This is a genomic window from Glycomyces buryatensis (assembly GCF_004912275.1).
Lineage (GTDB): Bacteria > Actinomycetota > Actinomycetes > Mycobacteriales > Micromonosporaceae > Glycomyces > Glycomyces buryatensis.
This window is the reverse complement of record NZ_STGY01000071.1, coordinates 145,375-171,693: the sequence shown is the minus strand read 5'-3', so window position 1 is coordinate 171,693 and position 26,319 is coordinate 145,375. Positions and strand designations below refer to the sequence as shown.

Below are 26,319 nucleotides of genomic sequence, written 5' to 3'. Positions count from 1 at the left end.
ATGGCTGATGCTAGTGATGGTTGTTTGGGCAGGTCAGGCTTTGGTGATGACGACTTTCCCTCGGATGCCGCCCCGCTCCAGTGCCTCGAGGGCCTCGGGAAGCTGGTCGAAGGAGGCGGTCTTGCCGACGATCGGGCGCAGCGCGCCGCTGTCGATGAGGGCGGTGATCTCGCCGAGCTGTGCGCCGCTGGCGCGCATGAACAGGAACTCGTAGGTCACGCCGAGCTTCCTGGCCCGGCGGCGAATCCCGGCGCTCATAGCGGTGATGGCCAGACGCACTACTGGGTTGGCGCCGAGCTGGCGCGCGACGGCCGCATCTGGAGGACCTGCGATGCTGATCGCCTTGCCCCCGGGCTTCAGTACGCGCAGGGACTTCTCGAGGTTCTCCCCGCCGAGGCTGTCCAGTACGAGGTCGTAACCGCCCAGCAGTTGCTCGAAGTCCTGGGTGCGGTAGTCGATCACGATGTCGGCGCCGAGCTCGCGTACGAAGTCCGCGTTGGCGGCGCTGGCCGTGGTGGCGACCGTGGCGCCCAGGTGCTTGGCGAGTTGGATCGCGATCGACCCGACGCCGCCGGCGCCGGCGTGGACGAGGACCTTCTGCCCGGCGCGCACGTGCCCCTTCTCAACGAGGGCCTGCCATGCGGTCAGCGCGACCAGCGGCAGTGAACCGGCTTCCTCCATGGTGACCGATCGCGGTTTGAGGGCCAGGTCGTCCTCGGCGACGGCGATGCGCTCGGCGAAAGTCCCGATACGGTCCTCGTTGGGCCGGGCGTACACCTCGTCGCCGGGCCTGAACCCGCGCACTTTGGAACCGACGCCGATGACGGTGCCGGCAACGTCATTGCCGAGGACGAGCGGCAGCTGGTACGGCAGGATCGTCTTGAACTCGCCGATCCGGAGTTTCTCGTCGAGAGGGTTGAGACCGGCGGCCTGCACCTGGACGAGCACGTCCCGCTCACCCACGACCGGCTCGGGGACGTCCGCGAGCTCCAGCGGGTCCTTGTATTTGTTGACGACGAACGCTTTCATGTCGCTCCTTGTTCCTTGTTCTGGTCGTTGACTGCAGCCAGCCGGCGGAGGAGATCCCTGTCCGTCTTGTCTCTGGCTCTGACGCTGCTCGAAATTTCCGAGCTGACTCAAGTATGACTCCACTCAGAAAGAATGTCAAGGAGGTCGCAATGTGATCCGGTCGGGTGCTGATGAGGCGGCGCGAACGCGCCCAGCAGAAAAGAGGCGCTCGAGGTTTCCTCGGAACGACCGCCCCTCCTCGAACCACCGGCATTCCGAAAGGTGAGGTTTCGACCGTGCTGCGAATCGCTGTCGCCACTGTGGCATGACAGGCCCGAGATGCCTTGCTGGGCAAGAAAATAGGGACCTTCAACATGAAGATCCCTAATGTACTCAATGTCTGTTTGTGGTCGATACTGGGATCGAACCAGTGACCCCTCGCGTGTGAAGCGAGTGCTCTCCCGCTGAGCTAATCGACCGGGACGGGGTTGAACTTTACCGGAGGCTTTGGTGGGGGGCGCTGTGGGGGCGCTTTGGTGCTCGGGGTCACGGGAGGTCGGGTTGGGGTCTCGGATGGGGGAGGGCGTCGTGGTGTTGACATGGGATGGAAACGTCGATAGCCTTCGATTCGTTAAATCGTTTCAATTGAGATCGGGTTCGCGGTCCCCTCGCTCAGGTCTGGCGCGTTCCGGCTGGTCTCGTTCGAATCGCAAGGAGCCCCTTGAATGAATTCACCCCCTAAGTTCCGCCGGATCGTGGCGGTATCACTGGCCAGCGTGGTGGCCGGGACCGGCATTGCCGTTGCGGCTCAGGCCGAATCGCGGCACGGCAGCGATGGTGTCCAGCTCGAGAACCTCGACCGCGGCCTGGTCGCGGCCGTCACCGATGACGGTGTGTTCCTCAGCTGGCGCCTGCTTGCTGATGAAGTGTCCGGTTATAACGATTCAGGTCTCACCGGGACCGATTTCAATGTCTACCGAGACGGAGAGTTGCTCTCCACCGTTTCGGACAGCACCAACTACCTCGATACTGCGGGTGTTGCGGAGGCCGAGTACAAGGTCGTTCGCGTCGTCAACGGCAAAGAGAAGGGCAAGGGCGTCACCGTCACGCCCTGGTCCGAGAACTACCTCGATGTGCCGCTGTCCAAGCCCGCGGGCGGGACCACCCCCGCCGGGGAGGCTTATGAGTACCGCGCCAACGATGTGAGTGTCGGTGACCTCACCGGCGACGGGAAGTACGAGTACGTCGTCAAGTGGGACCCCACGAACTCCAAGGACGTCTCGCAGGTCGGTTACACCGGCAATACCTATCTCGACGCCTACACCCAGTCCGGCGAGCAGCTGTGGCGCATCGACCTGGGGGTGAACATCCGCTCGGGTGCGCACTACACCCAGTTCGACGTGTACGACTTCGATGGCGACGGCGTCTCCGAGGTCATGATGAAGACCGCGCCCGGCACCAAGACGACCTCCTATGTGAAGGACAAGGAGCGGTACATCGACCTCCCCCGGAGGGATGTCCGGAATGGTGTGACCCACCAGGACGACTACCGGCTCTCCGCCTCCGGCTACTACGACCACCTGGTCGGCATGTTCATGGGCTGGTCCGAACACGAGGAGGTCGTGGCCGGGAACTGGCCCGCCACCATCGAATCGGCGCTCGGGGCCGATGACCAGTTCGACTTCTCCTATCCCTTGTCGCAGGAGGACGCGGAGACCCTCGCCGACTACTTCATCGACGTCTATGCCCCCGCGCGTTCCTCGCGCAACCAGCTGCGGGCCTTCGAGGGCTTCATCCTCAGCGGCCCGGAGTACCTGAGCGTCTTCGATGGGACGACCGGCCTGGAGATGGACACCGTCGACTTCCCGGTCGAGCGCGGCGACGACGGCCTCCTGTGGGGCGACTACGCCATGTCGCGCATCGAGCCGGGCAACCGGGTCGACCGATTCTTGTCCTCTGTGGCCTATCTGGACGGCGAGCACCCGTCGGCGATCTTCTCGCGCGGGTACTACACGCGCACCACGATCGCCGCCTACGACTGGAACGGCAGGCACCTCAAGCAGCGCTGGCTGGCCGATTCGGGCCACGCGCCCATGTCGAACCCCTTCAACGACGGCCCGCACGGCGTCGAAGGACCCGACCCGGAGTGGGGCACGCTGACCACCCAGGGCGACCACTCGATGAGCACCGCCGACGTCGATGGCGACGGCAAGCAGGAGATCGTCTACGGCGGAGCCACCCTGGACCACGACGGCTCGCTGCTGTACTCCTCGTACGACACGATGCCCGAGGGCTCGGCCAATCCGGGCGCCGAGGCGAAGCTCGGGCACGGCGATGCCGAGCATGTCGGCGACTTCGATCCGGACCGCGAAGGCCTGGAGATCTTCGGGGTCTTCGAGGGCGGCAGGTGGGCGCCGTACGGCTACGCCATGCGCGACGCCGAGACCGGCGAGGTCCTGTGGGGCGGCTATACCGGCCGCGACACCGGACGCGGCATGGTCGGCGACATCGACCCCGCCATCCCCGGACTGGAGGCCTGGGCCGGCATGCCGCCCAACCAGGACGGCTCGGCCAACGGGCTGTTCACCGTCACCGGTGAGCCGATCCCGGTCACGGCTCCGGGCAACAATATGAGCATCCGCTGGGCCGCCGACGGGACGACCCAGGTCGTCACCGGCATGAACACCGAGACGCCGGATACGCCGAAGATCGTGGACTGGACCGACGGCACGGTTCTCACGGCCGAGGGGACCTACACGAACAACTACACCAAGGGCAACCCCGGCCTGGTCGCCGACGTCTTCGGCGACTGGCGCGAGGAACTGCTGCTGCGCACCGAGGACAGCAGCGCCCTGCGGATCTACCTGTCCACCGAGGTCACCGACCGCAAGCTCTACACGCTCATGCACGACCCGCAGTACCGGGTCGGCGTGGCGACGCAGCAGACCGCCTACAACCAGCCGCAGTACCCGGGCTTCTACCTGGCCTCCGACACCGACTTCGCGAACGTCCCGGTGCCGGAATTCCACGCTCCCGAGTGCAAGGACCCGCGATAGACGGTTGATCGACAACTGAATCCCGTTGGCGGGGCGTCCGAAAGGGCGCCCCGTCTTCGCCGTTGCCCCCGTACGGTCAGGGCCCGGCAGCACAGACATGGGATGATACGAGGAATTCACTTTCAGGTCTTGCGTCGGACCCTTCTTTGCGCTTGAGTGAAGGTGAATCCATCTCTCCTCATGGCGCCGTTCGCGGCCCATGAACGCGATCAGACAACAGCATTGGAGCATCCCCGTGCATTCCCTCAGACGGCGAGCCCGCATCGCCGCGGCCGCGGCAGGCGTCGCGATCATTGGAGCGGCAGGCTTCACCTTCTCCTCCCTCGCCTACGCCGCCGACTACGCGGACGTCCACATCGGCGAGGTCCAGGGCTCGATCGCCGACGGCGCCACCAGCTTCCCCTCACCGCTGGCGAACCAGACCGTGGCCGTCCAGGGCGTGGTCACCCAGGTGACCCTGGACCCGAGCGGCGCCAAGGGCTTCTTCCTCCAGGAGAAGACCGACGCCACCGACGGCGACCCGAACTCCTCGGACGGCATCTTCGTCTACAACGGCAACTACGACACCCTCCGCACCGAGACCGGCTCGCCCGCGGCCGATGAGCTCGGCGCGAACTGGGACGTGACCGTCGGCGACGAGATCGTCCTGCACGCCAAGGTCGGCGCCTACTTCGGCAATATCCAGTTCAGCGGCTCCTCCGCGTTCGTCTATGACGTGGTCGAGACCGGGCTGGACCCGGCCGAGGCCGTCGAGAACGTCGAGATCGCCCCGCCCGACCAGGCCGCCGCCTCCACCGTCTACTTCCGTCGCCACCTCGGCATGCAGATGACCGTCCCGGCCAACTCGGTCGTGACCGCCGGGCGCGACGTCTACTCGTCCGGCGGCGAGGTCTGGGCCATGCGCGGCGATGCCGAAGCGGCCCAGCAGGACGGCTACGCCGCCCGCCCGTACCGCGATGCGCACCCGCTCGACACCGACCCGGCGACCTTCGACGACGGCAACGGCTACCTGTTCGTCATCGGCGACCTGGGCATTCGCGCCACCGAGGGCACCGTGGACTCGGTCATCGCCCCCGCCAAGACCTACGACGTCATCTCCGAGGCCACCACCGGCGGTGTGTACCTGTCCTTCGGCAAGTACGCCGTCGAGGTCGCCCAGGACCTGGAACTCGAGGAGGGCCTCGACCCGTCCGAGAACCACCCCGTCGAGGAACCCGGCAGGGGAGAGGCGGGCATCGCCTCGTACAACATCGAGAACCTCTACGACACCCGCGACAACCCGAACTCCGAGTGCGACGACGCCTCCGACGCCGGCTGTGTGGACGCCGAGGACCCCGAGGGCAATGTCGACCCGCCCTTCGACTACGTCCCGTCCTCCTATGAGGAGTACCAGCAACGCATGGAGCGCGAGGCCCAGCAGATCGTGGACGACCTGCACAGCCCCGTCATCGTCATGACCCAGGAGGGCGAGGCCCAGGACGTCTGCTCGGTCAACCCCGACTGGAACTCGGGCGCCGAGCTCGGCGCCGACCGCCTCGTGTGCGACCTGGAGAACACCGGCGACGCCAACGCATCGTCCGACGGCCAGCCCGACTCGCTCCAGGAGCTCGCGCTCGTCATCGCCGAATACGGCGGCCCGACCTACACGGCCGCAGGTGATCTCGACTCGGCCGACACCCGCGGCATCATGACCGGCTACCTGTACCAGGCCGACCAGTCCACGCTGGCCGAGGCCGACGCCGACGACGTGGTGCTCGGCGCCGACCCGGCCGTCGACTACGACACCGAAGCCGACGCGATCAACGCCGACGTCGAGAACCCGAAGGCGCTCAACGCCTCCCTGCCGCAGGACGTGCTCGACAAGTGCACCTCCTCGGGCGTATTCGCCTGCAACGGTTTCGACGTGTACTCGCGCCCCACCCAGGTCGCGAAGTTCGAGATCGCCGCCGGTCGTGGCAAGACCACCGAGATCTACCTGGTCAACAACCACTTCTCGTCGAGCCCGAACACCCGGGTGCTGCACCGCACGGAGCAGGCCGCCTACCTGGCCGCCGTCACCAGCGCCATTCTGGACGAGAACAAGCACGCGAAGATCCTCGCCGGCGGCGACTTCAACGTCTTCCCGCGCCCCGACGACCCGTTCGCCGAGGGCCAGAAGATCTCCGGTGACTGGGTCGGACCCTCCGACCAGCTCGCCGCCATGTACGAGGACTCGGGCATGTGCAGCCTCTACGACGTGATGCTGGAGGACCACCCCGAGGCGGCCTACTCCTACACCTACGTCGGGCAGGCGCAGACCCTCGACCAGATGTGGGCCTCGCCGTCGATGCTGAAGAAGGTGCAGGACGCGACCAGCGCCCACATCAACTCCGACTACCCGGCCGACGCCACCGGCTTCGGTGAGGAGCCCGCCTACGGCGCCTACGGCGTCTCCGACCACGACCCCGAGGTCGTGACCATCAAAGTGAAGTAGCCGCTGCGGCGAGCGTCTTCACTCAGGACGACGAGAAAGGGGCGGGCCCGCGGGCCCGCCCCTTTCTCACTCTGCATTCAATTGCAGGTCTTGGCTAAGCGACCTTCTTGGCGCTCGCGATCGCCTCGGCCAGGGCCTCGATGGAGGCGGCGGCGAGACCGTAGGAGTACATCGGCTCGGCCTCCCAGCCGACGACCTGTCCGGCCTCGACCGCCGGGAGGGCGTTCCAGGTCGGGAACTCGGTGAGCGCGTCGGGCTGGAGGGCCTGGACGCGCGAGTCGAGGAAGAGGACGTCGGCGGCGTACTTGTCGGCGTTCTCCCACGAGAGGTTCTCGTAGTAGCTGCCGGTGGCCTCGTCGAGCGCGTCCGGGGCGATGAACTGGACGCCGAGCTCCTGGAAGAAGCGCAGGTCGTTATTGGCGTCGGCGCTGGAGGCATAGAAGATCTCGGCGGCGGCGGAGCAGGCGAGCACGGTCACCGGATTGTCGGCGGCGGCCGTCTTCAGGGCCTCCACGGCGGCGTCGTAGCGCTCCTTGTTGGCCGCGTTGGTCTCCGATTCCAGGTCCGCGCCGAGGGACGCGGCCAGCTCGGAGTGGCGGACGATGATGTCGTCCAGGGTGTTGGTCCGCTCGGCGTCGTCGGCGCTGAGCAGGACCACGGGGGCGAGCTCCTTGACCTGGTCGGCGCTCTCCTCGGGCACGTACCACAAGGCGGCCGGGTCGACGTAGTAGTGCGTCATCAGCACCTCGGGGCCGATGCCCGCATAGGCCTCGATGTCGAACTCGCCGTAGGCGTTTCCAATGACCGTGAGATCGTCGACCGGGAGATCGCCGGCCTGGCTGGTGGGGGAGCCGTCCTCATTGGTGGTGGGGCCGAAGACCCCGGCCACCTCGATGCCGAAGTCGTACAGGGCCGCGGCCATGCCGGTGAAGGCGACGATCTTGGTGGGGACCGCGTCGAGTTCGACGGTCTCCCCGGCGTCGTCGGCGAACGACCAGGGGCCCTCGGGCGCGTCGCCCGAGGCGTCGTCGCCGTCTTCGCCGGCGCCGCAGGCGGCCAGCGCACCGGTCAGGCCGAGGGCGCCGCCCCCGGCGAGCAGGCCGCGGCGGGCGATCCTGACCTTGTCGGCATCGAAAGCCATTGATTACTCCTTCAGGAAGGGTTGACGGACTGAACGGGGCTTGAATTAGGCTAGCCTAAGCAAAGAATGGGGCAGTGGTCCGCGAGCGGGACGTGTCGTCAGCCACTCAATTGGTTAGGTTAGCCTAAGCGAATTAACAGTCCGTCCCCCGGAGCCACGACTTGACCACCGTTTCTCCCGTCGCGCCCGCGCCAGCGGCAACCGACGGCGCCCGGCCCACCTCCCGCCGCGCCTGGGGACTCCTCGTCCTCGCCGGCGTCATCGCCGTCCTCGCGGTCCTCAGCATCGCCGTCGGATCCCGCGCGATGGGCCTGGGCGAGGTGTGGACCGGACTGACCGACCCCGCCTCCGACGCGCACACCGTCGTCACCCAGATGCGCCTGCCGCGCACCGCGCTCGGCCTCGCCGCAGGCGCCGCCCTCGGACTCGCCGGGGCCCTCATGCAGGCCATGACCCGCAACCCCCTCGCCGACCCCGGCCTCCTCGGCGTCAACACCGGGGCCGCCGCCGCCGTGGTCACCGCCGCCTACTTCTTCGGCTTCGCCAGCTTCACCCAGACCATCGGCTTCGCCTTCGCGGGAGCCGCGATCGCCGCCGTCGGCTGCTACCTCATCGCCGGGGCCGCCTCCGCCACTCCGGCCCGCCTCGCGCTGGCGGGGGCCGCCGTCACCGCCGCCGGGTACGCCTATGTCTCGGCCGTGCAGATCCTCGACGCGGCCACGCTGGAGCAGATGCGGTTCTGGTCGGTCGGCTCGCTGGTCAACGCCCCGACCACGCCGGTGCTGCCGGTCGTCATCCTCATCGCGGTCGCCGCCATCGCCGGTCTGGTGCTGGCCCGTCCGCTCAACGCCCTCGCGCTCGGCGACGCCACCGCCACCGGCCTCGGCGTCGACCCGCGGGTGCTGCGAGTCGCCGGGATCGCCGCCATTACCGTCCTGGCCGGGACCGCCACCGCCGTCTGCGGGCCAATCGTGTTCGTCGGACTGGTCGTCCCGCATGTGGTCCGGGCCTTCACCGGGCCGGACCAGAACTGGGTCCTGCCGTATTCGGCGCTCACCGGGGCGGCCTTCCTCCTGGCCGCCGACGTGCTCGGCCGCGTCATCGCGCGTCCCGCCGAAGTCCAGGTCGGCATCGTCTGCGCCGTCGCGGGCGGACCGTTCTTCCTGTACCTGATCTCGCGCAGAAGGGTCGCCAGCCTGTGAGCACCATGACCCGCGTCCAGGTGGATGCGAGTGACCGCAAGGCGCCGGTCATCCGCTTCGGCGACTACTCGGTGCGCCTGCGCCGCCGCACCGCCGCGGCCATCGGCGGCACCCTGCTAGTCCTACTCGCCATCGCCTTCTGGGCGGCCTCCACCGGCAGCTTCGCGATGGGCTTCGACCGGCTCTGGGCCGCCCTCACCATGAACGGGACCACCGCCGACGAGTTCATCGTCTGGACCGTCCGCCTGCCGCGACTCGTCACGGGCATCTGCGTCGGCGCCTGCCTCGGCCTGGCCGGGGTCCTCTTCCAGACCCTGTCGCGCAATCCGCTCGGCAGCCCCGACATCCTCGGACTCACCCAGGGCGCCACCACGGGCGCGCTGCTCTCGCTCATCCTGCTCGGCGGCTCGCTGGCGACCACGTCCGCCTTCGCCGCGCTCGGCGCCCTCGGCACGGGCCTGACGATCTACCTGCTCACCAGGGGCGGCGACCCGTCCGGCTATCGGCTGGTCCTGGTCGGCATCGGCGTCGCGGCGATCCTCGCCGGCATCAACGGCTACCTGCTCACCCGTACCAACACGATCGACGCCTTCCGCGCCGTCTACTGGCTCACCGGCGACCTGTCAGGCCGCGACTGGGACCAGGCCGGTGCCGTCGCCGCCGTCCTGGCCGCCGGGACCATCGCCACCTGCATCCTGGTCCGCGGACTCGACGCGCTGCGCCTGGGCGACGCGACCGCCACCGCGCTCGGAGTCAAGGTCAACGGCGTCCAGGTCGCGGCGCTCATCACCGCCTCGGTCGTGACCGCCGGCGGCGTCGCCGTCGCCGGGCCGCTCGCTTTCGTCGCCTTGGCCGCCCCGCACATCGCCGCCCGCCTCACCGGCTCCTCGCGGAGCTTCCTGTGCGCCGCTCTGGTCGGCGCGCTCATCGTCACCGCCGCCGACGCCGCCGCCATCGTCGGCATCGGCGAGCGGCAACTGCCGACGGGCGTCGTCACCGGCGTCGTCGGCGGCATCTATCTCATGTGGCTGCTGGTCACACAACGCAAGAAGGGGGTCATGCCGTGACCGACTCGCTGAGCCCGTTGGCGGCCCGGAACGCCACGCTCGGATACGGGCGCGTCGCCATCAGCGAGGGCCTCGACGTGGACATCCCCGAGGGGGAGTTCACGGTCATCCTGGGCCCCAACGCCTGCGGCAAGTCGACCCTGCTGAAGGCCTTGGCGCGCATGCTCAAGCCCTCGGCCGGGCAGGTCCTCCTCGACGGCAAGGACATCCATTCCCAGCCGACTCGCGCCGTGGCCCGCCGTCTCGGGCTCCTGCCGCAGTCGCCGATCGCGCCCGACGGCATCACCGTCGCCGACCTCGTCGCCCGCGGCCGCTACCCCCACCAGGGCATCCTGCGGCAGTGGTCGGCCGAGGACGAGAAGGTCGTGGCCGAGGCCATGGCGGCCACCGACGTCACGGAGCTCGCCTCGCGCGGCGTGGACGAGCTCTCCGGCGGCCAGCGCCAGCGGGTGTGGATCGCGATGGTCCTGGCCCAGCAGACCCCGCTGCTGCTGCTGGACGAGCCGACCACCTACTTGGACATCACGCACCAGATCGAGGTCCTCGACCTGTGCGCCAAGCTTCACCGCGAGGGCCAGACTCTCGTTGCGGTGCTGCACGACCTGAACCAGGCCGCCCGCTATGCGACCCACCTGATCGCGATGCGCGACGGCGCGATCGTCGCCGAAGGCGCCCCGGTCGAGATCCTGACCGCGGCGACCGTCGAGAAGATCTTCGACCTGCCCTGCCGCATCATCGACGACCCCGAGACCGGGACTCCTCTCGTAATTCCGAGGGCTGGCCCGAGGGATCTGTAGCTCAGTCGAAGGCCGGCTCGAGGGAGCTGTAACTCGGGCGAAGGCGCTGCACTGACCACGGCGGCCTCGGGCGCACTGCCCGCGTCGCCCTTCGCAGCGCCGCGGTGCTCCAACGCCAACCCGCCTATCAAGACGAGTGCCATGGCGCCGCGCACCCACGCAGATGGCCACGACCGATTCGCCGAGCGCGACGATGACGACCAGGCCGTGCCGCTCGGTGATGTGCGCCGGATGGAGCGTGAGTCCGCGCTGGCTGTGGAAGATCGGGACCGACCACACGATGGCGGCGGCCAGCGCCCACAGCGCGTAGCGCCAGATGCCGTCCGCGAACTGGGCGCCGAAGACGGCGCCGACGGCGGCGAGGTTCGCCAGGAAGATCGGGCCGAACGCGGCCGTGGCCTGGACGTACATGAGGCCGTGGACGACCACGACGATGAGCATGCCGACGGCGAGCCACACGCTGCCGTGCTCGAACGCGGCCTCGTCCTTCGTGGGCTTGATCCGTTCGACGAACCAGTGGGGAAGCTTATTCGCGAGCACGCGTCATATCAACTCGCGTAACTCGGAACGCTATTCGAGCTGAGCCTTGGGGATGCGAACCTCGACTGTGGTGCCTTCGCCTTCGCTGCTGTACAGGCGGAGTTCGCCGCCGTGGCGGGCCACGATGGAGGTCACGATGGACAGCCCCAGGCCGGATCCGCCGGTGGCGCGCGAGCGCGACGGGTCGGCGCGGTAGAAGCGGTCGAAGACCTTCTGGCGGTGCTCCTCGGGGATACCCGGCCCCTGGTCGGCGATTCGTATTACCGCCCAGGTGTTCTCGGTGACGACCGAGACGTCGATGCGGGTCCCGGCGGGGGTGTGGACGCGGGCGTTGGTGAGCAGGTTGACCAGGACCTGCCGCAGCTGGCCTTCGTTGGCGACGACGGTGGCCTCCCCGGCGGCGACGAGCTCGACGGGGTGGTCGGGGTCGGCGACCTCGGAGTCGTCGACGGCGTCGCGGGCGAGCTGGCTCAGCTCGACCAGTTCGCGGTCGCCGCCGACCTCTTCGTCCAAACGCGAGAGGACCATGAGGTCGTCCACGAGTTTGGCGAGGCGGGCGTTCTCGCTGCCGATCCGGTCCATGGCCCGGTCGAGCTTCTCGCCCTCCGCGGCCACGCCGGACTGGTACAGCTGGACGTAGCCGCCGATGGCGGTCAATGGGGTGCGCAGTTCGTGGCCGGCGTCGGCGACGAACTGGCGCAGCCGCTCGTGCTGGCGGTCCCTCGCGCCGATCGCCTCGGCCAGACGCGAGACCATGCGGTTGAGCGCCAAGGAGAGTCGGCCCATTTCGGTGCGCGGGTCGGCCGGGGTGATGCGGTGGGCGAGGTTGCCCGCGGCGACGTATTCGGCGTCGGCGACCATGTGGTCGACCGGGCGCAGTCCGCGGCGGGTGATGACCAGGGCCGCGCTGATGCCCATGAACGCCACCGCGATCCCGGTGAAGACGACGGTCTTGGTGAGGGTGGCGATCGACTCGTGGACCTCGGTCAGCGGGGTGGCCACCACGAAGGTGTAGGTCGGAGTCTCGCCGGAGGAGAGCTTGACCTCGTACTCGCGGGCAAGGGCGCGGTAGGTGATGGAGCCGTCGGTGGCCTTGACGTTGAAGTACTCGTCGGTCGCAGGGGAGGAGGCGATGGCCGGGAGTGGATCGTAGTCGTCCGGGCTGCCGGCCTGCTGCTTGAAGGACAGCTCGCCGTCGCTGTTGAACACCATGAGCGAGTATTCCTGGAACGGGCTCGGCATCGCCTGCTCGGAGTCGTCTTCAAAATGCTGGGCGTTCTGGACCCAGGCGTCCAGGTTCTGGGGGTCGGCGATGCGCGTGATCTGCTCGTCCACCTGCCCGGTGAGCTTGTCCGAGACGATCTGCACGGTCACCAGGCCGATGATCGCGACGGCGACGATGAGCAGGATCGCCATCGCCGCGGCCATCTTGGTGCGGATCGTCACGGTTGCCCCTGCGGCGGGCGCAGCATGTAGCCGACCCCTCGCACGGTGTGGATCAGTCGCGGCCCGAGCTTGTCGAGCTTGCGGCGCAGATAGAACACGTAGGTCTCGGCCAGGCTCGACTCGGTGTCGAAGTCGTAGCCCCAGACCTGCTTGAGCAGTTCCTGCTTGGACACCACTCGGCCGGCGTTCGCGGCCAGGTAGCGCAGCAGGCGGAACTCGGTGGGGGACAGGTCGATCGTCTTGCCGCCGCGCGAGACCTGGTGCGCGGACAGGTCCATGATGAGGTCGGCGACCGAGACGGTGTCGTCGGCCTTCGCCGCCGAGGGGGTGCTGCCCAGCGAGCGGCGCAGCACCGCCGAGACGCGCAAGCTGAGCTCTTCGAGCCGGAACGGCTTCATGAGGTAGTCGTCGCCGCCGGAGCCGAAGCCCTCGCGCAGGTCGTCGGGCGCGGTGCGGGCGGTCAGAAAGATGATCGGGACCTGGTCGCCGGTGGCGCGCAGGCGGTCGGCGACGCCGAAACCGTCCAGGCCCGGCATATTGACGTCGAGGATGATCAGGTCGGGCCGCGAGGAGTCGACCGACGCGAGCGCCTCGGTTCCCGAGCGGGCCGCGGCGACCTCATAGCCCTGGAAGGAGAGCGCCTCGACCAACAGGTCCGCCAGGCTCTCCTCGTCGTCCACGACCAGCAGCCGGGCGGGAGACCCGTCGGGCCGGAGCGGCACGGCGGGAGGTACGGCCCCGGCTGGCCCACTGGTCGAAGACATCCGCCGCTCCTAGGTATTGGTGAGACACGATTGAGGTTGCCCGGTCAGCCTATTTCAGGCGATGCGCATGTGAAAGGCTTCGCGACCGTTTCCACTCCAGTTCTGGGGCGGCTCTCAGCTGCCGTTCAGCTCCGAATCTGGAGAGGGCGTGGCGGGGTGGCGCCGGTCGCTTCGAACCTGTAAGTTACCCGTTAGTAGTAAGAGTGCGAATCGACCGGACGCGCAAACGCGTGCGTCGATCAACCTGGAGGTAAGGCAATGGAGCCAGCCGTCAACGACCGACCCCTCACCGGACGGGCCGCCTTCGTCACCGGCGCCAGCCGGGGCATCGGCGCGGCCATCGCCGTCGCGCTGGGCGCCGCCGGGGCCAAAGTGGCGCTGTTCGCCAAGACCGGTGAGCCGCACCCGAAACTGCCCGGCACCGTCTACGAGACCGCCGCCCAGATCGAGGCCGCCGGCGGTCAGGCCCTCCCAATCGTCGGGGACCTGCGCGACGCCGAAGCCGTCACGGCCGCCGTCGACCGGGCCGCGGCCGAATTCGGCGGGCTCGACATCTGCGTCAACAACGCCTCCGCGCTCGACCTCACCCCCGTCGGGGAGATGAGCCTCAAGCGTTTCGACCTCATCAGCCAGGTCAACCTGCGCGGCACCTTCGCGACCCTCTCGGCCGCGCTCCCGCACCTGCGCGAGTCCGAGCACGCGCACCTGCTCACCATCGCCCCGCCGCTGAACACCGATGCGAAGTGGTTCGACGGCGGCCCCTACACCGCCACCAAGTACGGCATGACGATCATGACCCTCGGCGCGGCCAATTCCGAGCCGGGCGTGGCCGCCAACTGCCTGTGGCCCAAGACGACCATCGCCACCGCCGCCGTCGAGTTCGCGCTCGGCGGCCAGCCCATGCTCGACCGCTCCCGCAAGCCGGAGATCGTCGCCGATGCCGCGCTGGCGATCCTGACCAAGGACCCGAACACCTATACCGGCAATGCGGTCATGGTCGAGGACGTCCTTGCGGCGGAAGGCATTACCGACCTGTCCGAGTATGCGGTGAAGCCGGGCCAGACCGAATTCCAGCCCGACATCTACGTGGACTGATCAGCGGGCACGCTGAGCAAGAATCTTGCGCGCGGGCATACCTCCACGGTAGTGTGGAAGTATGCCCGCGCCATATGAGGATTTGCCGTTTTCAGATTTCCTGCACCATCCCGCGGCGACCGCTGCCCGTCTCGAAACGGTTCGCTCGATCGTGCTTCGCCGCAGAGGCTCTGCCGATCTCGCGCTGAGTCGAGCGGACCAGGCCGACCGCGACGCAACGGTCATCGATTTCACCTCACGGTTGCTCGCAGGCCTCGCGCGCGGGGGTGACACAGACGCCATCTACCGGGTGCTCCCCGAAGCACTTCCGTGGTCGACGTTCCTTCCCGACCGCGATCGGGCCCAGATGCTGTCGGAACTGATCGAAGTGGCACAGGGCTCCGCATCGCTGCACAATCTCGCCCCCATCGCGGTGCTTCTTGAGCAGTGGAGGCATTCGGCCGAGATTCACGCCGACCCCGAGCTCTACACCAGATTGACGGCCGAGCCGGAGGGCGACCTGGGCCCGATTTCCGCGCCTGAGGAGGCGGCTTGAGCCCGAAGCGAGGCGACCGCGTCGCACCACCGCCTACCGACATGGAATTCGACCTGAGGTTCGCCGACTCGGCAGCTGTCAAAGGCTGGGAGGAACTGGAACGGCAGGCAACCGGGAATCTCCGGCGCGCTTGGGAAGAATTGCGGGCCGACCCACGTTCCCGTGCGAATCCCAGCCGACAGCACCAGCTGAAAGGGGACCTCGGACTAGCGAGCTGGAAAGGGTCTGCCTGCGAGCGCTGGCAGTACGAGGTAACCGGCGGCGGACGCCTCTGGTACCTCATCGACGATGACCGGCGTACCGTTTGGCTCACTTACGCCGGGACAGGTCACCCGAAGGCGACCGACTGAAGAGCGGACACGGTCAATCCGCAGGTGGACACGGACTGACTATCGGCCCTGCCGGTCGTCATCGTCGGTGGCGAACTCGCGGGCCTGGGCCTCACGGCGGCGGCGCTCCCGGATCTGGGCCGGGAGCGCGCAGAGGACCACGGCGGCGAGCCCGGCGAGGACGACCGCCGCGACGACTCCCGGCACCCCCCAGCCGGTCTCACGCTCTTCGTAGGTCCCGACCTCGACGCACGCGGCCCTGACGGTCTCGCCGTCCGCGTTCACCCTCTCGCACGTGGTGGACGGGGAGACCTCGCTGCCCTCGTACATCAGGACGCGCTCCTCGCCGGGCATCGAGGCGATGAAGACGACCACGGCCACGGCCAGCGCGAGCACCGCGCTGACCACTGCGAGCCCCGGAGTGTCGGGCAGGAGCGGCTTCCTGGCTGCCATGCGGATCCCCCTTTGAAAGCAGGGGCAAAACATACCCGGCGGCCTCGGCGGACGTAGATATCGGTCCGCCGAGGCCGCCGGGAGACCTCACGCGATGAGGTGCACGTCGCCGAACTCGTGCCACAGATAGCGGGCCTCGATCGCCGCCTCGTAGGACTCGCGCAGCAGCTCGGTCTCGCACAGGGCCTCCAGCATCGCCAGGTGCGTCGAGCGCGGCTCGTGGAGGCCGGTCAGCAGCCCGTCCACGACGACCGGCGGGTCGTCGAGCGAGATGATCCGGTCGGTGTGGCCAGAGGCGGCGAACGCCCGGCCGCCGTCGGCCGCGCTCTCCAAGGCGCGCACGGCGGTCGTGCCCACCGCGATCACCCGACCGCCGGAATCCTTGGCGGCGTTCACCGCGCGGGCGGTGTACTCGCCGACCTCGAACCACTCCGGGTACGGATCCTCGTCGCTCTCCAGGGAGGCCACCCCGGTGTGGAGGGTGATCGGGGCGATCCCGATCCCGGCCGAGACCAGCCGCGTCACGATCTCCGGCGTGAACGGCCTTGCCGCGCTGGGCATCTCGGCCGATCCGGGGACGGTAGCGAACGCCGTCTGGTAGGCGCTGACCGGCCAGTCGCGGTCGACGTAGGAGTAGCGGATGGGCTTGCCGAAGCGCGCGAGGTAGTCCGGCACCGAGGCGAGCGGCGGCCGGGTCACCCACAGCCGCTTGCCGAAGCGCGCCTCGAGTTCCAGCACCACGCCGCCGGCGAGATGGACCTGGCGTCCGGGGACCTCGCCCAGGTAGGGCCGTTGTCCGTCGCGCAGTTCCACCAGCCACGAGCCGTCGGGCCGGGTGGAGGAGAAGTGGACACGCCAGCCCTGCTTCGTGGGTACCGACGCGGGCAGCGTGGTGGAGTTGTTCACCACGAGCAGGTCGCCGGGGCGCACGAGCGCCGGCAGGTCCTCGAAGTGGCGGTGGCTGATCTGGCCGGTCGCCTTGTCGGTCACCAGCATCCGCACGTCCGAGCGCGAGGCGCCGCGGACCTCGGCGGGCTGATTCGCCTCCAAAGCGGCCTCCAGTGCGAAACCGAAGGGGGAAACCAAGGTCGTACTCATTCTCTGCTGCCTTCCGGGGGGTTCGAGCCTTCCTTGAACGCCTTGGCCTCGTACCGGCCGCTCGCGGGCCGCGCCTCGACGAGGCGGACGATCGCGGCCGCCGAATCGGCGGGGTCGCCGGCCTCGGCGGCATCGGCCTCGCCCACGGCGGCGGTGAGCATCGCCGTGCGCATCTCGCCGGGGTCGAGGGACCAGACGCGCACGTCAGGTTCCTCGGCGGCGAGCACGTTCGAGAGCTGGTCGAGGGCGGCCTTCGAAGCGCCGTAAGCGCCCCAGGTCGGATACGGCCCGGTGGCCGCGTCGGAGGTGATGTTCACGATCGCGCCCCGGCGCCGCCGCAGCGACGGAAGCGCCAGCTGCGCCAGGTGGATCGGGGCGCGCATGTTCAGTTCGAACACGTCCGGCCAGACCGACAGGTCCGCCTTGTCCAGCGTCGGCAGCGGCAACTGGCCGAGCGTCGAGGCATTGTTGACCAGCAGGTCGATCCGGTCTTGGGCCAAGGCGACCAACCGTTCGCGGTGTGCGGCGTCCCAGGCGAGGTCCCCGGCCAGGTATTCGGCTCCGAGCCGCTCGGCGGTCTTCGCCAGGCGCTCTTCCCCGCGGGCGGTGAGGATCAGGTTCCAGCCGTCGGCGGCGAGGTGCTCGGCGAGGGCTTCGCCCAGTCCGGCCGATGCCCCGGTGATCAGTGCGGTGCGAGATTCGTTGTCAACCATGGCCCCACGCTATGGCCGCCGCCGCTTCCGCACATCCGGCTGAGGTCGCGGTCGGTCCCGGTCCGCTGGTCCTAAGACCTGCGAACGAGGTGAGCGGGCGCTCCCTCGACTAGGTTGTAGGGGTGACCGCCTCCCAATCCGAGCCCACCGCCCTGCTGCACGAAGTGTCGGCAGCGGTCGGTGCGATCACCCGTCACCTGTCCGTGCACCAGGTGCTGGAGGTGATCGTGTCCTCGGCGCGCCGCCTGGTCGGCGCGGACTACGCCGCCATCGGCATCCCCGACGACGCCGGCGGCTTCGCGGAGTTCATCACCGACGGCATCGGCGAGGAGCAGCGCCTGAAGATCGGGCCGCTGCCCCGCCAGCACGGCATGCTCGCCGCGATCCTCACCGAGACCGAGCCGATCCGCCTGGACGACCTGCGCCACGATCCGCGCCACCAGTGGTGGCCCAAGGCCCACCCGACGATGGCCGCACTCCTCGGCGTCCCCATCCTCGAGGGCGACCGGACCCTGGGGATCGTGGTGCTCACCAACGATCTCGGCGGGCCCGGCTTCACCGAGGCCGACACCGAGCTGATCGAGCTGATCGCCTCCCACGCCGCCATCGCGCTCACCAATGCGCGACTGTACGAACGCAGCCGCGAGCTGACCGTGGTCGAGGAGCGCAACCGGCTCGCCCGCGAACTCCACGACGCGGTCATGCAGCGGCTGTTCTCGCTGCGGCTTTCGACGCGCGCGGCGGCGAAGCTCGTCGCCATCGACCCCGACGAGGCCGCCCGGCGGCTGGAGGAGGTCGAGACCCTGGCCGCCGACGCGATCGCCGAACTGCGCGGCGTCATCGTGGAGCTGCGCCCCGCCGACCTGGACACCCACGGCCTGGTCGAGACGCTGCGCCGCCACGTCGCCCTGCTCGACCGGCTCCACGACACCGACGTCGCCATCGAGGTGCGCTCCCCGATCGACCTGACCCGCGACGGCGAGGTCGAAGTGCTTCGCCTGGTCCAAGAGGCCCTCGGCAACGCCTTCCGCCACGCCCGCGCCCGGCACGTCCAGGTGACCGTCGAGGCCGAACGCATCACCGTCGTCGACGACGGCGCCGGCTTCGAAGCCGACGAGGCCGCCACCCGCGGCCTCGGCCTGCTCTCCATGCGCGAACGGGCGCTGGCCCTCGGCGGCAACCTGCTGGTGGAGACCGCCCCCGGCGCCGGCACGACAGTGACCTTGGAGCTCGACCGTGAATGACAGAACGGTGAATGACACGACGGTGAATGACACGAAGGCAAGTGGGTCGATCCGACTGCTTCTCGTGGACGACCACCCCGTGGTCCGCCAGGGCCTCCGCGCCTACCTCGAACTTGAAGCGGACCTCCAGGTCGTCGGCGAGGCCTCCGGCGGCGAAGAAGCCCTCGAATCCATTGCCTCCCTGAGCCCCGACGTGGTCCTCCTCGACCTCAAGATGCCCGGCCTCGACGGCCAGGGCGTCCTCGAACGCCTCGGGAAGGACGCGCCGCGCGTCCTCGTCCTGACGTCCGCGACCGACGTCGAACGCGTCCCGGCGGCCATCGCCGCGGGCGCCGCCGGATTCGTCTACAAGGACATCGACCCCGACGCCCTCACCGCCGCCATCCGCACCGTCCACGCCGGACAGGCCCTGCTCTCGCCGGCCGCGCTGCGAGGCCTCATGTCCGGAACCTCCGCCTCCGCCGCCCCGGAACTGACCCCGCGCGAAAGCCAGGTCCTCGGCCTCATCGCCAAGGGCCAGACCAACCGCCAGATCGCCAGGGCCCTCGGCGTCTCGGAGAAGACCGTCAAGACCCACGTCACCAACCTCCTGCGCCGCATCGACGCCGCCGACCGAACCCAGGCGGCCCTGTGGGCGGTCCGCCACGGCATCGGCTGAGACCCGCAAAGGGTGTACGTCGCAGTGCGTAGACCGGTTTGCGTTCGGACGCGGAGGTGACTGCGTGCCTTCGCGTTCGAACATTGGGGCATAAGCAACCGACGAAGGAGCCCCCAATGAACGCCAAGACCGCCTGGACCAAGCCCGAGATCACCGCCGCCGCCGGACTCGGCCTGGCCGCCTCCGGGATCGGGATCCTGTGGGCCGTCGGGGTCGAATTCCCGATCTACCCGCCCCCGGGCATGCTCATCACCTCGACCATGCTCGCGTTCTTCGTGCTGACCAGGGGCCGATCGACTTGGGCGGCGCTCTTCCCGCTGCTCCTCGGACTGTCCAACGTCATCGGCTTCAGCATCGAAGGCATCGTCGGCGGGGTCGGCATCGGCAACCTCACCGGCGAGTCCGGCCGCGGCCCGATGCTGGGCCAGGCGGTCAATATCGCGGGAGTCCTGATCGCCCTCACCGCCGGCTCGATCGCCCTCACCGCGGCCCGCCGCCGACGTGCGGTGCCCGTTCACTCCTGATCGAAGACGATGCGCGCCAAGCACTCGGCGAGGTCGCCGGGGCGGGTCGCGATCGACAGGTGGTCACCGTCGAGACGGTCGACCGACCAGCCCGATCGCGCCGCCTCGGCGGCCTCGACGTCGTAGGCCTCGCTGAGTTGCAGGTACCCACACCAGCCCGCCGGCCACCGCGGCGGATCGGGCGCGGCCTCCTCGAAATAGGAGAGCGGTAGGCGCGGAAGCTCGGAGATGAACCGTTCGCGCTGGCCGGGATCCGGCAGGAGCTCGGCGATCGTCTCCGGCGGGAACCAGTCGCTCCACCTCGGCAGGCGCCCGTGCTCGGCCACGGCATGGAGCTGATCCCGAAACTCGGGCGGAACGGTGTCGAACCAGGACCGGCCGGGATGCGGCAGCAGCGCGTCGACGAACACCGCGCCGATCGTCCCGGGAACGGCCGTCTCGATCGACGGCAGCAGTGCGCCCGCCCCGCTGTGCGCCACCAGGACCACCGGGATGCCGGGTGGAATCCGGCCGCCGATCGCGTCGGCCGCCGCCTGATAGTACGGTCCCGCGGATGCGAAGACCTCGCCGAATGCGGGCACCACGACCCGGAAGCCGCGCTCTCGCAGCGAGGCGGCCACCGGTTCCCAGGCGGACGGGCCCGTCAGCGGGCTGTGCACCAAGGCGATCAGGCAATCGTCCATCGGCACATTCTCACCCACCAGAGCACAGGCCGCCGATTGCCCTCGGGCATGCGGCGGCCGTGGAGGAATCTACGATGCTCAGCCGCCGACGGTGAGCGGGTCGCCGCCCTGGCGTTCGCCCGTGTCGAGGGTGTCGATCTGGGACAGGTCCGACGGCGTCAGTTCGAAGTCGAGCACCTGCCAGTTCTCGCGGATGCGCTCGGGCGTGACCGACTTCGGGATGACCACGTTGCCCCGCTGGAGGTTCCAGCGCAGCACGACCTGCGCCGGAGTCCTGCCATGGGCCTCGGCGATCACCTGCACGACGGGCTCTTCGAACAGCGAACCGGAGCGCAGTCCCAGCGGCCCCCACGACTCGGTCGCGATGGCGTGCTCATTGTGGTAGTCCCGCAGCTCGGGCTGGCTGAAGTACGGGTGGAGCTCGACCTGGTTGAGCTCGGGCAGGGCACCGGTCTCGTCCTCAAGGCGATCGAGGTGCTCGGGCAGGAAGTTCGACACGCCCGCGGCCCGGATCAGCCCCTCGGAACGGGCGTCGAGCAGCGCCTGCCAGGACTCGACGTATTTGTCCACGGACGGGCGCGGCCAGTGCAGGAGGTACAGGTCGAGGTACTCGGTGTTCAAGCGCTCCAGGGATTCCTGGAGATTTCGGCGGACGTCCTCGTGGCCGTGGTCCCAGACCTTGCTGGTCAGGAAGACCTCCTCGCGTTTGGCGCCGGTGGCGATGGCGCGGCCGACGCCGACCTCGTTCTGGTACCCGACGGCGGTGTCGATGAGGCGGTAGCCGGTTTCGAGCGCGGTCTCGACGGCGGCCTGCGCGCCGTCGTCGTCGATCTTGAATGTGCCGTAGCCGTAGCGAGGAATCGCGACGCCGCTGGACAGGATCATCGATGTGCTCAGTTCGCTCATGATTTCGAGCGTACTCAGGTGTATCGGGATCGCCCAGAACCGCAGGGCATCGCCGTGTGTGCGGCATTTGTCGCAGGGGTGATCGCGGGGTGATCGCAAGCAGGGCACGCCGAAGCAGGTAGTCCAAGGGGGCCCCTAGGCAAAAGTTTACTCGCGGGGTCCGACATCTTTCCCGCCGACTTGCCAAGATGGAAAGTCGTCAGGTAGACTTTCCGTCATGGAAAGTAGCGTGAATCCCCAAGAGGCCCAAGCGGCCCTCGATTCCGTCCAGCAGTCCCGATCGGACATCGCCGACCGGCTCTACACCCCGTGGTGGTACCACCCGGCCCTCGGCGTCCTCGTCGGCGGGCTGGTCGCCGCCGTCACCGGCGGCGTCCACTTCTCGGTGCTGCTCGTCGTCTACACGGCGGGACTCGTCGGTCTCGTCTACACCTACCGCCGCGTGGCCGGCGTGTGGATCAATGGCTACGAGGCCGGACCGAAGTCCCGCCGCAGCCTCTTTCGCTTCGTCGTGGTCCTCCTCGTCATCGGGATCGTCGGAGCGGCCTTCAGCATCGGCATGGAACTCCGCTGGTTCACGCCGATCACCGGCCTCGTCATCGCCGTGTACACCACGGTCTGGGGCCGCCAATTCGACAAGGTCCTGCGTGCCGACCTGCGGGAAGCGGCATGAGCCGCAAACCCGAGTTCGACGAGATCATCCACGCGCCCAACCGGTTGCGGATCTGCTCGATGCTCTCGGCGATGCCCGAGGTCGAATTCGCCGTCCTGCGCGATGAACTCGGCGTCAGCGACTCGGTGCTCAGCAAGCAGCTCCGTGCGCTGGAAGAGGCCGGCTACGTCGGTGTCAGCAAGTCGCCCTCCAAGGGGCGGACCCGCACCTGGGCCTCGCTCACGCCGGCCGGCAAGGACGCCTTCGCCGGGCATGTCGCGGAACTCCGGCGGCTCGCCGACGGCGTCAGCCTGTAGTGCCGGGCCGGGAAGTGCGGCATGGCAAAAGGGCGCGAGGCGAATGCCCCGCGCCCCCCTTCGTGCCCTGACCTCAGCGTTCATTGCTCCCGGGATCGATGCCCTGCCGCTTTCCGGTCTCCAGCGCGTCGATCGCCTCCATCTCGGCCTTCGTCAGCGCGAAGTCGAACACGTCGAAGTTCTCGGCGATGCGGCTCTCCTTGGCGGACTTGGGGATCACGACGCAGCCGTTCTGCAGGTGCCAGCGGATGACCACCTGGCCCGGGCTCTTCCCGTGGGCCTCGGCCGCGGCGGTGACGGCGGGCTCGGCGAGGACCGAGCCGGTGCGCTGGCCCAGCGGCCCCCACGACTCGGTCGCGATGCCCCGCTCGGCATGCCATGAGCGCAGCGGGGCCTGATTGAAGTACGGGTGCAGCTCGACCTGGTTGACCGAGGGCCAGACTCCGGTCTCGGCGTGGAGGCGTTCGAGGTGCTCGGGCAGGAAGTTCGAGACCCCGGCCGAGCGGATCAGGCCCTCTTCCTTGGCCTTGAGCAGCGACTCGAACGTCTCGACGTACAGGCCCTGCTTGGGTGAGGGCCAGTGGATCAGATACAGGTCCAGGTAGTCGGTGCCGAGGCGTTCGAGCGAGGCTTCGAGCGCCGCGCGGGCCTGGTCCGACCCGTGGTGGTCGTTCCAGACCTTGGTCGTCAGGAACACGTCCTCGCGGGCGACGTCGGAACCGTTGATCGCGCGGCCGACGCCCACCTCGTTTCCGTACATCTCAGCGGTGTCGACGAGGCGGTATCCGGTGGTCAGCGCCGCCTCGACGGCCCGCTGGGCCTCGTCGTCGCCGACCTTGTAGGTGCCGTAGCCGATGCGGGGCATGGCAACGCCGTCATTGAGCTGGAACGGTGCGCGAAGATCAGTCATATCGGCGATGGTAGCCACCGGATCGCGGTTCCCAATGCCGAATCGGGGGTTCGAAATCTCACCCGTCCGCGGCGAGTTGGGCCCGGTCGGCGTCGACCATGATGCGGGCGAGTTCGTCCCAGTGGACCCTGGCCTTCCAGCCGATCTCGCGCTCGATCTTGGCCGGGTCGCCGATCAGCTCGGGCACGTCGGCGGGGCGTTCGTAGCGGTCGTCGTGCCTGACGTGGTCGTGCCAGTCGAGTCCCGCGTGCGAGAACGCGGCCTCCAGGAAGTCGCGGACCGTCGCCGCGTGCCCGGTCGCGAGCACATAGTCGACCGGTTCGTCGTGCTGGAGCATCATCCACATCGCCTCGACGTACTCGGGCGCATAGCCCCAGTCCCGGACGGCGTCGAGATTGCCCAGGTAGACGTGCTTCTCCAGGCCGGCCGCGATCCGGGCGACTGCGCGGGTGATCTTGCGGGTCACGAAGGTCTCCCCGCGGCGGGGGCTCTCGTGGTTGAAGGCGATCCCGCTGACGCAGAACATGCCGTACGACTCGCGGTAGTTGACCGTCGCCCAGTGCGCGAACAGCTTCGAGACGCCGTAGGGACTGCGGGGGTGGAAGACGGTCGTCTCACTCTGCGGCGGGGCGGTCAGGCCGAACATCTCCGAAGTGGAGGCCTGGTAGATCCGAGTGGCGATGCCCGAGGCCCGCACCGCTTCGAGCAGGCGGATCGCGCCGAGCGCGGTGACGTTCGCGGTGTAGTCGGGCAGCTCGAAACTGACCTGCACGTGGCTCTGGGCGGCCAGGTTGTAGATCTCGTCGGGCCGGGTGTCGCGGATGAGGTTGACCAGCAGCCCGGCGTCGGTGACATCGCCCTTGTGGAGGAAGAGGCGGCGCCCCGACTCGTGGGGGTCCTGGTAGACCGAGGCGAGCCGGGAGGTGTTGGCGATCAGGGACGAGGCCTGCCGGACGATCCCGTGGACCTCGTAGCCCCTGGACAGCAGCAGTTCGGCCAGATACGAGCCGTCCTGCCCGGTGATCCCGGTGATCAGCGCGGTCTTGGCGCGCCCGATCGCGGCGCCCTGCCCCTCCACGGTTCCGGCGCTCACGCGGCGGCCGCCGCGAGCAGCCGGCCGCGCGGGTCGCCGTCGCCCGCGTCGGGGGTGAGGCGGGGGTGGCCGACGCGGCGCTTGGGCCGTTCCGCCTGAGGGTCCTTCGCTGCCGTCGGCATCGATCCGCCTTCCTGTCCCGGGTGCGGTTCCCAAGTCTAATGCAGCCCTTCGGCACCTGCCCGGCATGCGGAATTGCCGGTACCGGGCCAAAGCGGGCGGCGCGACAGGGTCCCTCAAAAGCCGTTCCCGCCCCGGTCAACCCAGCGACACGTCGAGGTCGCGTCAGATTGGGCGAATCGTTTCATCGGGTCAATAAGGTGTCGGGAAGCAGTGAAATGGCTGTGCACCTTCGTAAGTGAGGACTTGCCCCATGAAACGACGGAACGTCATGCGCGCCGCGGTGGTCGGCGCCGGATCGGTCGCCTTCGGCTTCACCATGACCGGACCCTCCTTCGCCTACCCTGCCCAAACCGGACCGAGCCCCTACGGATCCCTCCAGTCGGCGGACGCCAATGGCATCCGGCTGCCCGCCGGATTCACCTCCCGCATCGTCGCCCGCTCCTCCCAGACCGTCCCCGGCACCTCCTACACCTGGCACGGCGCGCCCGACGGCGGCGCCTGCTTCGCCGACGGCAACGGGTGGATCTACACCTCCAACTGCGAGATCTCCAGCGCGGGCGGGGCCGGTGCCCTCCGCTTCGACTCCTCCGCCCAGGTCGTGGACGCCTACAGCATCCTGAGCGGCACTCGTAACAACTGCGCCGGGGGCGCCACCCCGTGGGACACCTGGCTGTCCTGCGAGGAGGTCGATCGCGGCTACGTCTACGAGACCGACCCGTACGGCACCGACGCCGCGTCGCAGCGCCCCGCCATGGGCCGCTTCAAGCACGAGGCCGCCGCCTGCGATGCCGACCGCCAGGTCATCTACCTGACCGAGGACGTCTCCGACGGCGCCTTCTACCGCTTCGTCCCCTCCACCTGGGGCAACCTCGCCAGCGGCACCCTCCAGGTGCTCACCGAATCGGGCGGGGCCCTGTCCTGGAAGCCCGTGCCCGACCCCGACGGCTCCCCGACCGCCACCCGCAACCAGGTCTCGAACACCAAGCGCTTCAACGGCGGTGAGGGCTGCTACTACGCCGGGGGCATCTGCTTCTTCACCACCAAGGGCGACAACAAGGTCTGGGCCTACGACGCCGTAGCGAACACCCTCGCGACCGTCTACGACGACGGCCTCACCCCGAATCCGCCGCTGACCGGCGTCGACAACATCACCGGCACCAGCGGCTCCGGCGACCTGTTCGTCGCCGAAGACGGCGGCAATATGGAAATCTGCATCATCACCCCCGACGACATCGTGGCCCCGTTCCTGCGCATCACCGGCCAGAGCGGCTCCGAGATCTGCGGGCCCGCCTTCAACCCGGCGGGGGACCGCCTCTACTTCTCGTCGCAGCGCGGCACCTCCGGCTCCAGCTCCGGCGGGATCACCTACGAAGTGACCGGTTCGTTCCGTTAGACATCAGGGGCTTCGCGGAACCGGCTGTCCGTGAAGCCCCCACCAGGTCCTCCCGGTCGCTACGATGAGTCGAAGTGACCAGTCGGACAACGGAGTCGG

General features: G+C 68.8%; 25 protein-coding genes, 1 tRNA gene and 1 pseudogene. 13 read left to right on the top strand and 14 right to left on the bottom strand.

Features of this window, described 5'->3' with window-relative positions; translation table 11 throughout:
- Window positions 1–33 precede the first annotated feature (33 nt).
- Complete coding sequence (locus FAB82_RS21295) at window positions 34–1,029, bottom strand: NADP-dependent oxidoreductase (protein ID WP_136536557.1); 996 nt, start codon at window positions 1,027–1,029, stop codon at window positions 34–36.
- Window positions 1,030–1,415: 386 nt separating this feature from the next.
- A tRNA-Val gene (locus tag FAB82_RS21290) sits at window positions 1,416–1,487 on the bottom strand.
- A gap of 246 nt (window positions 1,488–1,733) precedes the next feature.
- Between FAB82_RS21290 and FAB82_RS21285 the strand changes: the two genes are divergently transcribed.
- Window positions 1,734–4,064, top strand: coding sequence for a rhamnogalacturonan lyase (locus FAB82_RS21285; RefSeq protein WP_136536556.1), 2,331 nt, complete (start codon window positions 1,734–1,736; stop codon window positions 4,062–4,064).
- 235 nt (window positions 4,065–4,299) lie between these two features.
- On the top strand, window positions 4,300–6,537 hold the full coding sequence (locus FAB82_RS21280) for a hypothetical protein (protein ID WP_136536555.1): 2,238 nt from the start codon (window positions 4,300–4,302) through the stop codon (window positions 6,535–6,537).
- Between the two features lie 94 nt (window positions 6,538–6,631).
- Here the strand turns inward: FAB82_RS21280 and FAB82_RS21275 are convergent, their stop codons facing one another.
- Window positions 6,632–7,678, bottom strand: coding sequence for an ABC transporter substrate-binding protein (locus FAB82_RS21275; protein ID WP_136536554.1), 1,047 nt, complete (start codon window positions 7,676–7,678; stop codon window positions 6,632–6,634).
- A gap of 161 nt (window positions 7,679–7,839) precedes the next feature.
- On the opposite strand from FAB82_RS21275, the gene FAB82_RS21270 reads away from it, so the two are divergent.
- The 3 genes from FAB82_RS21270 to FAB82_RS21260 are packed head-to-tail and all read left to right on the top strand — an operon-like array spanning window position 7,840 to window position 10,744.
- On the top strand, window positions 7,840–8,880 hold the full coding sequence (locus FAB82_RS21270) for a FecCD family ABC transporter permease (RefSeq protein ID WP_136536553.1): 1,041 nt from the start codon (window positions 7,840–7,842) through the stop codon (window positions 8,878–8,880).
- Between the two features lie 5 nt (window positions 8,881–8,885).
- Window positions 8,886–9,947: a FecCD family ABC transporter permease gene (locus FAB82_RS21265; protein WP_136536591.1), complete on the top strand. Its 1,062-nt coding sequence runs from the start codon at window positions 8,886–8,888 to the stop codon at window positions 9,945–9,947.
- Window positions 9,944–10,744 (top strand): ABC transporter ATP-binding protein, encoded by an 801-nt coding sequence (locus FAB82_RS21260; protein ID WP_246039753.1) that lies wholly within the window; start codon window positions 9,944–9,946, stop codon window positions 10,742–10,744. The genes FAB82_RS21265 and FAB82_RS21260 overlap by 4 nt, the downstream gene beginning before the upstream one ends.
- Before the next feature lie 198 nt (window positions 10,745–10,942).
- Here the strand turns inward: FAB82_RS21260 and FAB82_RS28940 are convergent.
- The 3 genes and pseudogenes from FAB82_RS28940 to FAB82_RS21245 all read right to left on the bottom strand — a co-directional run.
- Window positions 10,943–11,185, bottom strand: a pseudogene (locus FAB82_RS28940) (low temperature requirement protein A); the annotation flags it as partial.
- Between the two features lie 129 nt (window positions 11,186–11,314).
- Window positions 11,315–12,730 carry a sensor histidine kinase gene (locus FAB82_RS21250; protein WP_136536552.1) on the bottom strand — a complete coding sequence of 472 codons (1,416 nt, stop codon included), beginning with the start codon at window positions 12,728–12,730 and terminating at the stop codon, window positions 11,315–11,317.
- Window positions 12,727–13,494 carry a response regulator transcription factor gene (locus FAB82_RS21245; RefSeq protein ID WP_211116741.1) on the bottom strand — a complete coding sequence of 256 codons (768 nt, stop codon included), beginning with the start codon at window positions 13,492–13,494 and terminating at the stop codon, window positions 12,727–12,729. Before FAB82_RS21245 ends, FAB82_RS21250 begins: the two co-directional genes overlap by 4 nt.
- A gap of 258 nt (window positions 13,495–13,752) precedes the next feature.
- On the opposite strand from FAB82_RS21245, the gene FAB82_RS21240 reads away from it, so the two are divergent.
- The gene (locus FAB82_RS21240; protein WP_136536551.1) at window positions 13,753–14,589 is read left to right on the top strand and encodes an SDR family oxidoreductase; all 837 of its coding nucleotides are present in this window, start codon (window positions 13,753–13,755) and stop codon (window positions 14,587–14,589) included.
- A gap of 61 nt (window positions 14,590–14,650) precedes the next feature.
- The gene (locus FAB82_RS21235) at window positions 14,651–15,124 is read left to right on the top strand and encodes a hypothetical protein (RefSeq protein WP_136536550.1); all 474 of its coding nucleotides are present in this window, start codon (window positions 14,651–14,653) and stop codon (window positions 15,122–15,124) included.
- A 389-nt stretch (window positions 15,125–15,513) separates the two neighbouring features.
- On the opposite strand, the gene FAB82_RS21225 is transcribed toward FAB82_RS21235, so the two are convergent.
- The 3 genes from FAB82_RS21225 to FAB82_RS21215 all read right to left on the bottom strand — a co-directional run bounded on the left by FAB82_RS21225 (window position 15,514) and on the right by FAB82_RS21215 (window position 17,717).
- Window positions 15,514–15,906 (bottom strand): hypothetical protein, encoded by a 393-nt coding sequence (locus FAB82_RS21225; RefSeq protein ID WP_136536548.1) that lies wholly within the window; start codon window positions 15,904–15,906, stop codon window positions 15,514–15,516.
- Window positions 15,907–15,993: 87 nt separating this feature from the next.
- Window positions 15,994–17,004: an S-adenosylmethionine:tRNA ribosyltransferase-isomerase gene (locus FAB82_RS21220; protein ID WP_136536547.1), complete on the bottom strand. Its 1,011-nt coding sequence runs from the start codon at window positions 17,002–17,004 to the stop codon at window positions 15,994–15,996.
- The gene (locus FAB82_RS21215) at window positions 17,001–17,717 is read right to left on the bottom strand and encodes an SDR family NAD(P)-dependent oxidoreductase (RefSeq protein WP_136536546.1); all 717 of its coding nucleotides are present in this window, start codon (window positions 17,715–17,717) and stop codon (window positions 17,001–17,003) included. The genes FAB82_RS21220 and FAB82_RS21215 overlap by 4 nt, the downstream gene beginning before the upstream one ends.
- A gap of 122 nt (window positions 17,718–17,839) precedes the next feature.
- Here FAB82_RS21215 and FAB82_RS21210 point away from each other — a divergent pair, with 122 nt between their 5' ends.
- The 3 genes from FAB82_RS21210 to FAB82_RS21200 all read left to right on the top strand — a co-directional run bounded on the left by FAB82_RS21210 (window position 17,840) and on the right by FAB82_RS21200 (window position 20,143).
- The gene (locus FAB82_RS21210) at window positions 17,840–18,961 is read left to right on the top strand and encodes a GAF domain-containing sensor histidine kinase (RefSeq protein WP_246039751.1); all 1,122 of its coding nucleotides are present in this window, start codon (window positions 17,840–17,842) and stop codon (window positions 18,959–18,961) included.
- A gap of 64 nt (window positions 18,962–19,025) precedes the next feature.
- Window positions 19,026–19,619 (top strand): response regulator, encoded by a 594-nt coding sequence (locus tag FAB82_RS21205; RefSeq protein WP_211116740.1) that lies wholly within the window; start codon window positions 19,026–19,028, stop codon window positions 19,617–19,619.
- 116 nt (window positions 19,620–19,735) lie between these two features.
- Window positions 19,736–20,143 (top strand): hypothetical protein, encoded by a 408-nt coding sequence (locus FAB82_RS21200; protein ID WP_136536545.1) that lies wholly within the window; start codon window positions 19,736–19,738, stop codon window positions 20,141–20,143.
- On the opposite strand, the gene FAB82_RS21195 is transcribed toward FAB82_RS21200, so the two are convergent.
- Window positions 20,134–20,826: an alpha/beta hydrolase gene (locus FAB82_RS21195; protein WP_136536544.1), complete on the bottom strand. Its 693-nt coding sequence runs from the start codon at window positions 20,824–20,826 to the stop codon at window positions 20,134–20,136. The genes FAB82_RS21200 and FAB82_RS21195 overlap by 10 nt on opposite strands.
- Window positions 20,827–20,904: 78 nt before the next feature.
- Window positions 20,905–21,732 (bottom strand): aldo/keto reductase, encoded by an 828-nt coding sequence (locus tag FAB82_RS21190; RefSeq protein WP_136536543.1) that lies wholly within the window; start codon window positions 21,730–21,732, stop codon window positions 20,905–20,907.
- A 217-nt stretch (window positions 21,733–21,949) separates the two neighbouring features.
- Between FAB82_RS21190 and FAB82_RS21185 the strand changes: the two genes are divergently transcribed.
- Both FAB82_RS21185 and FAB82_RS21180 read left to right on the top strand, forming a co-directional pair.
- Window positions 21,950–22,405 carry a hypothetical protein gene (locus FAB82_RS21185; RefSeq protein WP_136536542.1) on the top strand — a complete coding sequence of 152 codons (456 nt, stop codon included), beginning with the start codon at window positions 21,950–21,952 and terminating at the stop codon, window positions 22,403–22,405.
- The gene (locus FAB82_RS21180) at window positions 22,402–22,701 is read left to right on the top strand and encodes a winged helix-turn-helix domain-containing protein (protein WP_136536541.1); all 300 of its coding nucleotides are present in this window, start codon (window positions 22,402–22,404) and stop codon (window positions 22,699–22,701) included. Before FAB82_RS21185 ends, FAB82_RS21180 begins: the two co-directional genes overlap by 4 nt.
- Before the next feature lie 73 nt (window positions 22,702–22,774).
- Here the strand turns inward: FAB82_RS21180 and FAB82_RS21175 are convergent, their stop codons facing one another.
- Genes FAB82_RS21175 through FAB82_RS28455 form a run of 3 tightly spaced genes read right to left on the bottom strand, consistent with a single transcriptional unit; the run spans window position 22,775 to window position 24,826 of the window.
- Complete coding sequence (locus tag FAB82_RS21175) at window positions 22,775–23,611, bottom strand: aldo/keto reductase (protein WP_136536540.1); 837 nt, start codon at window positions 23,609–23,611, stop codon at window positions 22,775–22,777.
- Window positions 23,612–23,669: 58 nt separating this feature from the next.
- The gene (gmd, locus tag FAB82_RS21170; RefSeq protein WP_246039750.1) at window positions 23,670–24,704 is read right to left on the bottom strand and encodes a GDP-mannose 4,6-dehydratase; all 1,035 of its coding nucleotides are present in this window, start codon (window positions 24,702–24,704) and stop codon (window positions 23,670–23,672) included.
- Window positions 24,701–24,826, bottom strand: a complete 126-nt coding sequence (locus FAB82_RS28455; protein WP_281276932.1) for a hypothetical protein — start codon at window positions 24,824–24,826, stop codon at window positions 24,701–24,703. Before FAB82_RS28455 ends, gmd begins: the two co-directional genes overlap by 4 nt.
- Window positions 24,827–25,077: 251 nt before the next feature.
- On the opposite strand from FAB82_RS28455, the gene FAB82_RS21165 reads away from it, so the two are divergent.
- Window positions 25,078–26,220 (top strand): alkaline phosphatase PhoX, encoded by a 1,143-nt coding sequence (locus tag FAB82_RS21165; RefSeq protein WP_136536538.1) that lies wholly within the window; start codon window positions 25,078–25,080, stop codon window positions 26,218–26,220.
- Window positions 26,221–26,319: the final 99 nt, after the last annotated feature.

Bases quoted from the DNA above. Each gene is read 5' to 3' on its own strand.
- FAB82_RS21295 (WP_136536557.1), bottom strand. From the start codon at position 1,029: ATGAAAGCGTTCGTCGTCAACAAATACAAGGACCCGCTGGAGCTCGCG.
- FAB82_RS21285 (WP_136536556.1), top strand. From the start codon at position 1,734: ATGAATTCACCCCCTAAGTTCCGCCGGATCGTGGCGGTATCACTGGCC.
- FAB82_RS21275 (WP_136536554.1), bottom strand. From the start codon at position 7,678: ATGGCTTTCGATGCCGACAAGGTCAGGATCGCCCGCCGCGGCCTGCTC.
- FAB82_RS21265 (WP_136536591.1), top strand. From the start codon at position 8,886: ATGACCCGCGTCCAGGTGGATGCGAGTGACCGCAAGGCGCCGGTCATC.
- FAB82_RS21245 (WP_211116741.1), bottom strand. From the start codon at position 13,494: ATGTCTTCGACCAGTGGGCCAGCCGGGGCCGTACCTCCCGCCGTGCCG.
- FAB82_RS21240 (WP_136536551.1), top strand. From the start codon at position 13,753: ATGGAGCCAGCCGTCAACGACCGACCCCTCACCGGACGGGCCGCCTTC.
- FAB82_RS21235 (WP_136536550.1), top strand. From the start codon at position 14,651: ATGCCCGCGCCATATGAGGATTTGCCGTTTTCAGATTTCCTGCACCAT.
- FAB82_RS21225 (WP_136536548.1), bottom strand. From the start codon at position 15,906: ATGGCAGCCAGGAAGCCGCTCCTGCCCGACACTCCGGGGCTCGCAGTG.
- FAB82_RS21220 (WP_136536547.1), bottom strand. From the start codon at position 17,004: ATGAGTACGACCTTGGTTTCCCCCTTCGGTTTCGCACTGGAGGCCGCT.
- FAB82_RS21215 (WP_136536546.1), bottom strand. From the start codon at position 17,717: ATGGTTGACAACGAATCTCGCACCGCACTGATCACCGGGGCATCGGCC.
- FAB82_RS21200 (WP_136536545.1), top strand. From the start codon at position 19,736: ATGAACGCCAAGACCGCCTGGACCAAGCCCGAGATCACCGCCGCCGCC.
- FAB82_RS21195 (WP_136536544.1), bottom strand. From the start codon at position 20,826: ATGGACGATTGCCTGATCGCCTTGGTGCACAGCCCGCTGACGGGCCCG.
- FAB82_RS21190 (WP_136536543.1), bottom strand. From the start codon at position 21,732: ATGAGCGAACTGAGCACATCGATGATCCTGTCCAGCGGCGTCGCGATT.
- FAB82_RS21185 (WP_136536542.1), top strand. From the start codon at position 21,950: ATGGAAAGTAGCGTGAATCCCCAAGAGGCCCAAGCGGCCCTCGATTCC.
- FAB82_RS21180 (WP_136536541.1), top strand. From the start codon at position 22,402: ATGAGCCGCAAACCCGAGTTCGACGAGATCATCCACGCGCCCAACCGG.
- FAB82_RS21175 (WP_136536540.1), bottom strand. From the start codon at position 23,611: ATGACTGATCTTCGCGCACCGTTCCAGCTCAATGACGGCGTTGCCATG.
- FAB82_RS28455 (WP_281276932.1), bottom strand. From the start codon at position 24,826: ATGCCGACGGCAGCGAAGGACCCTCAGGCGGAACGGCCCAAGCGCCGC.
- FAB82_RS21165 (WP_136536538.1), top strand. From the start codon at position 25,078: ATGAAACGACGGAACGTCATGCGCGCCGCGGTGGTCGGCGCCGGATCG.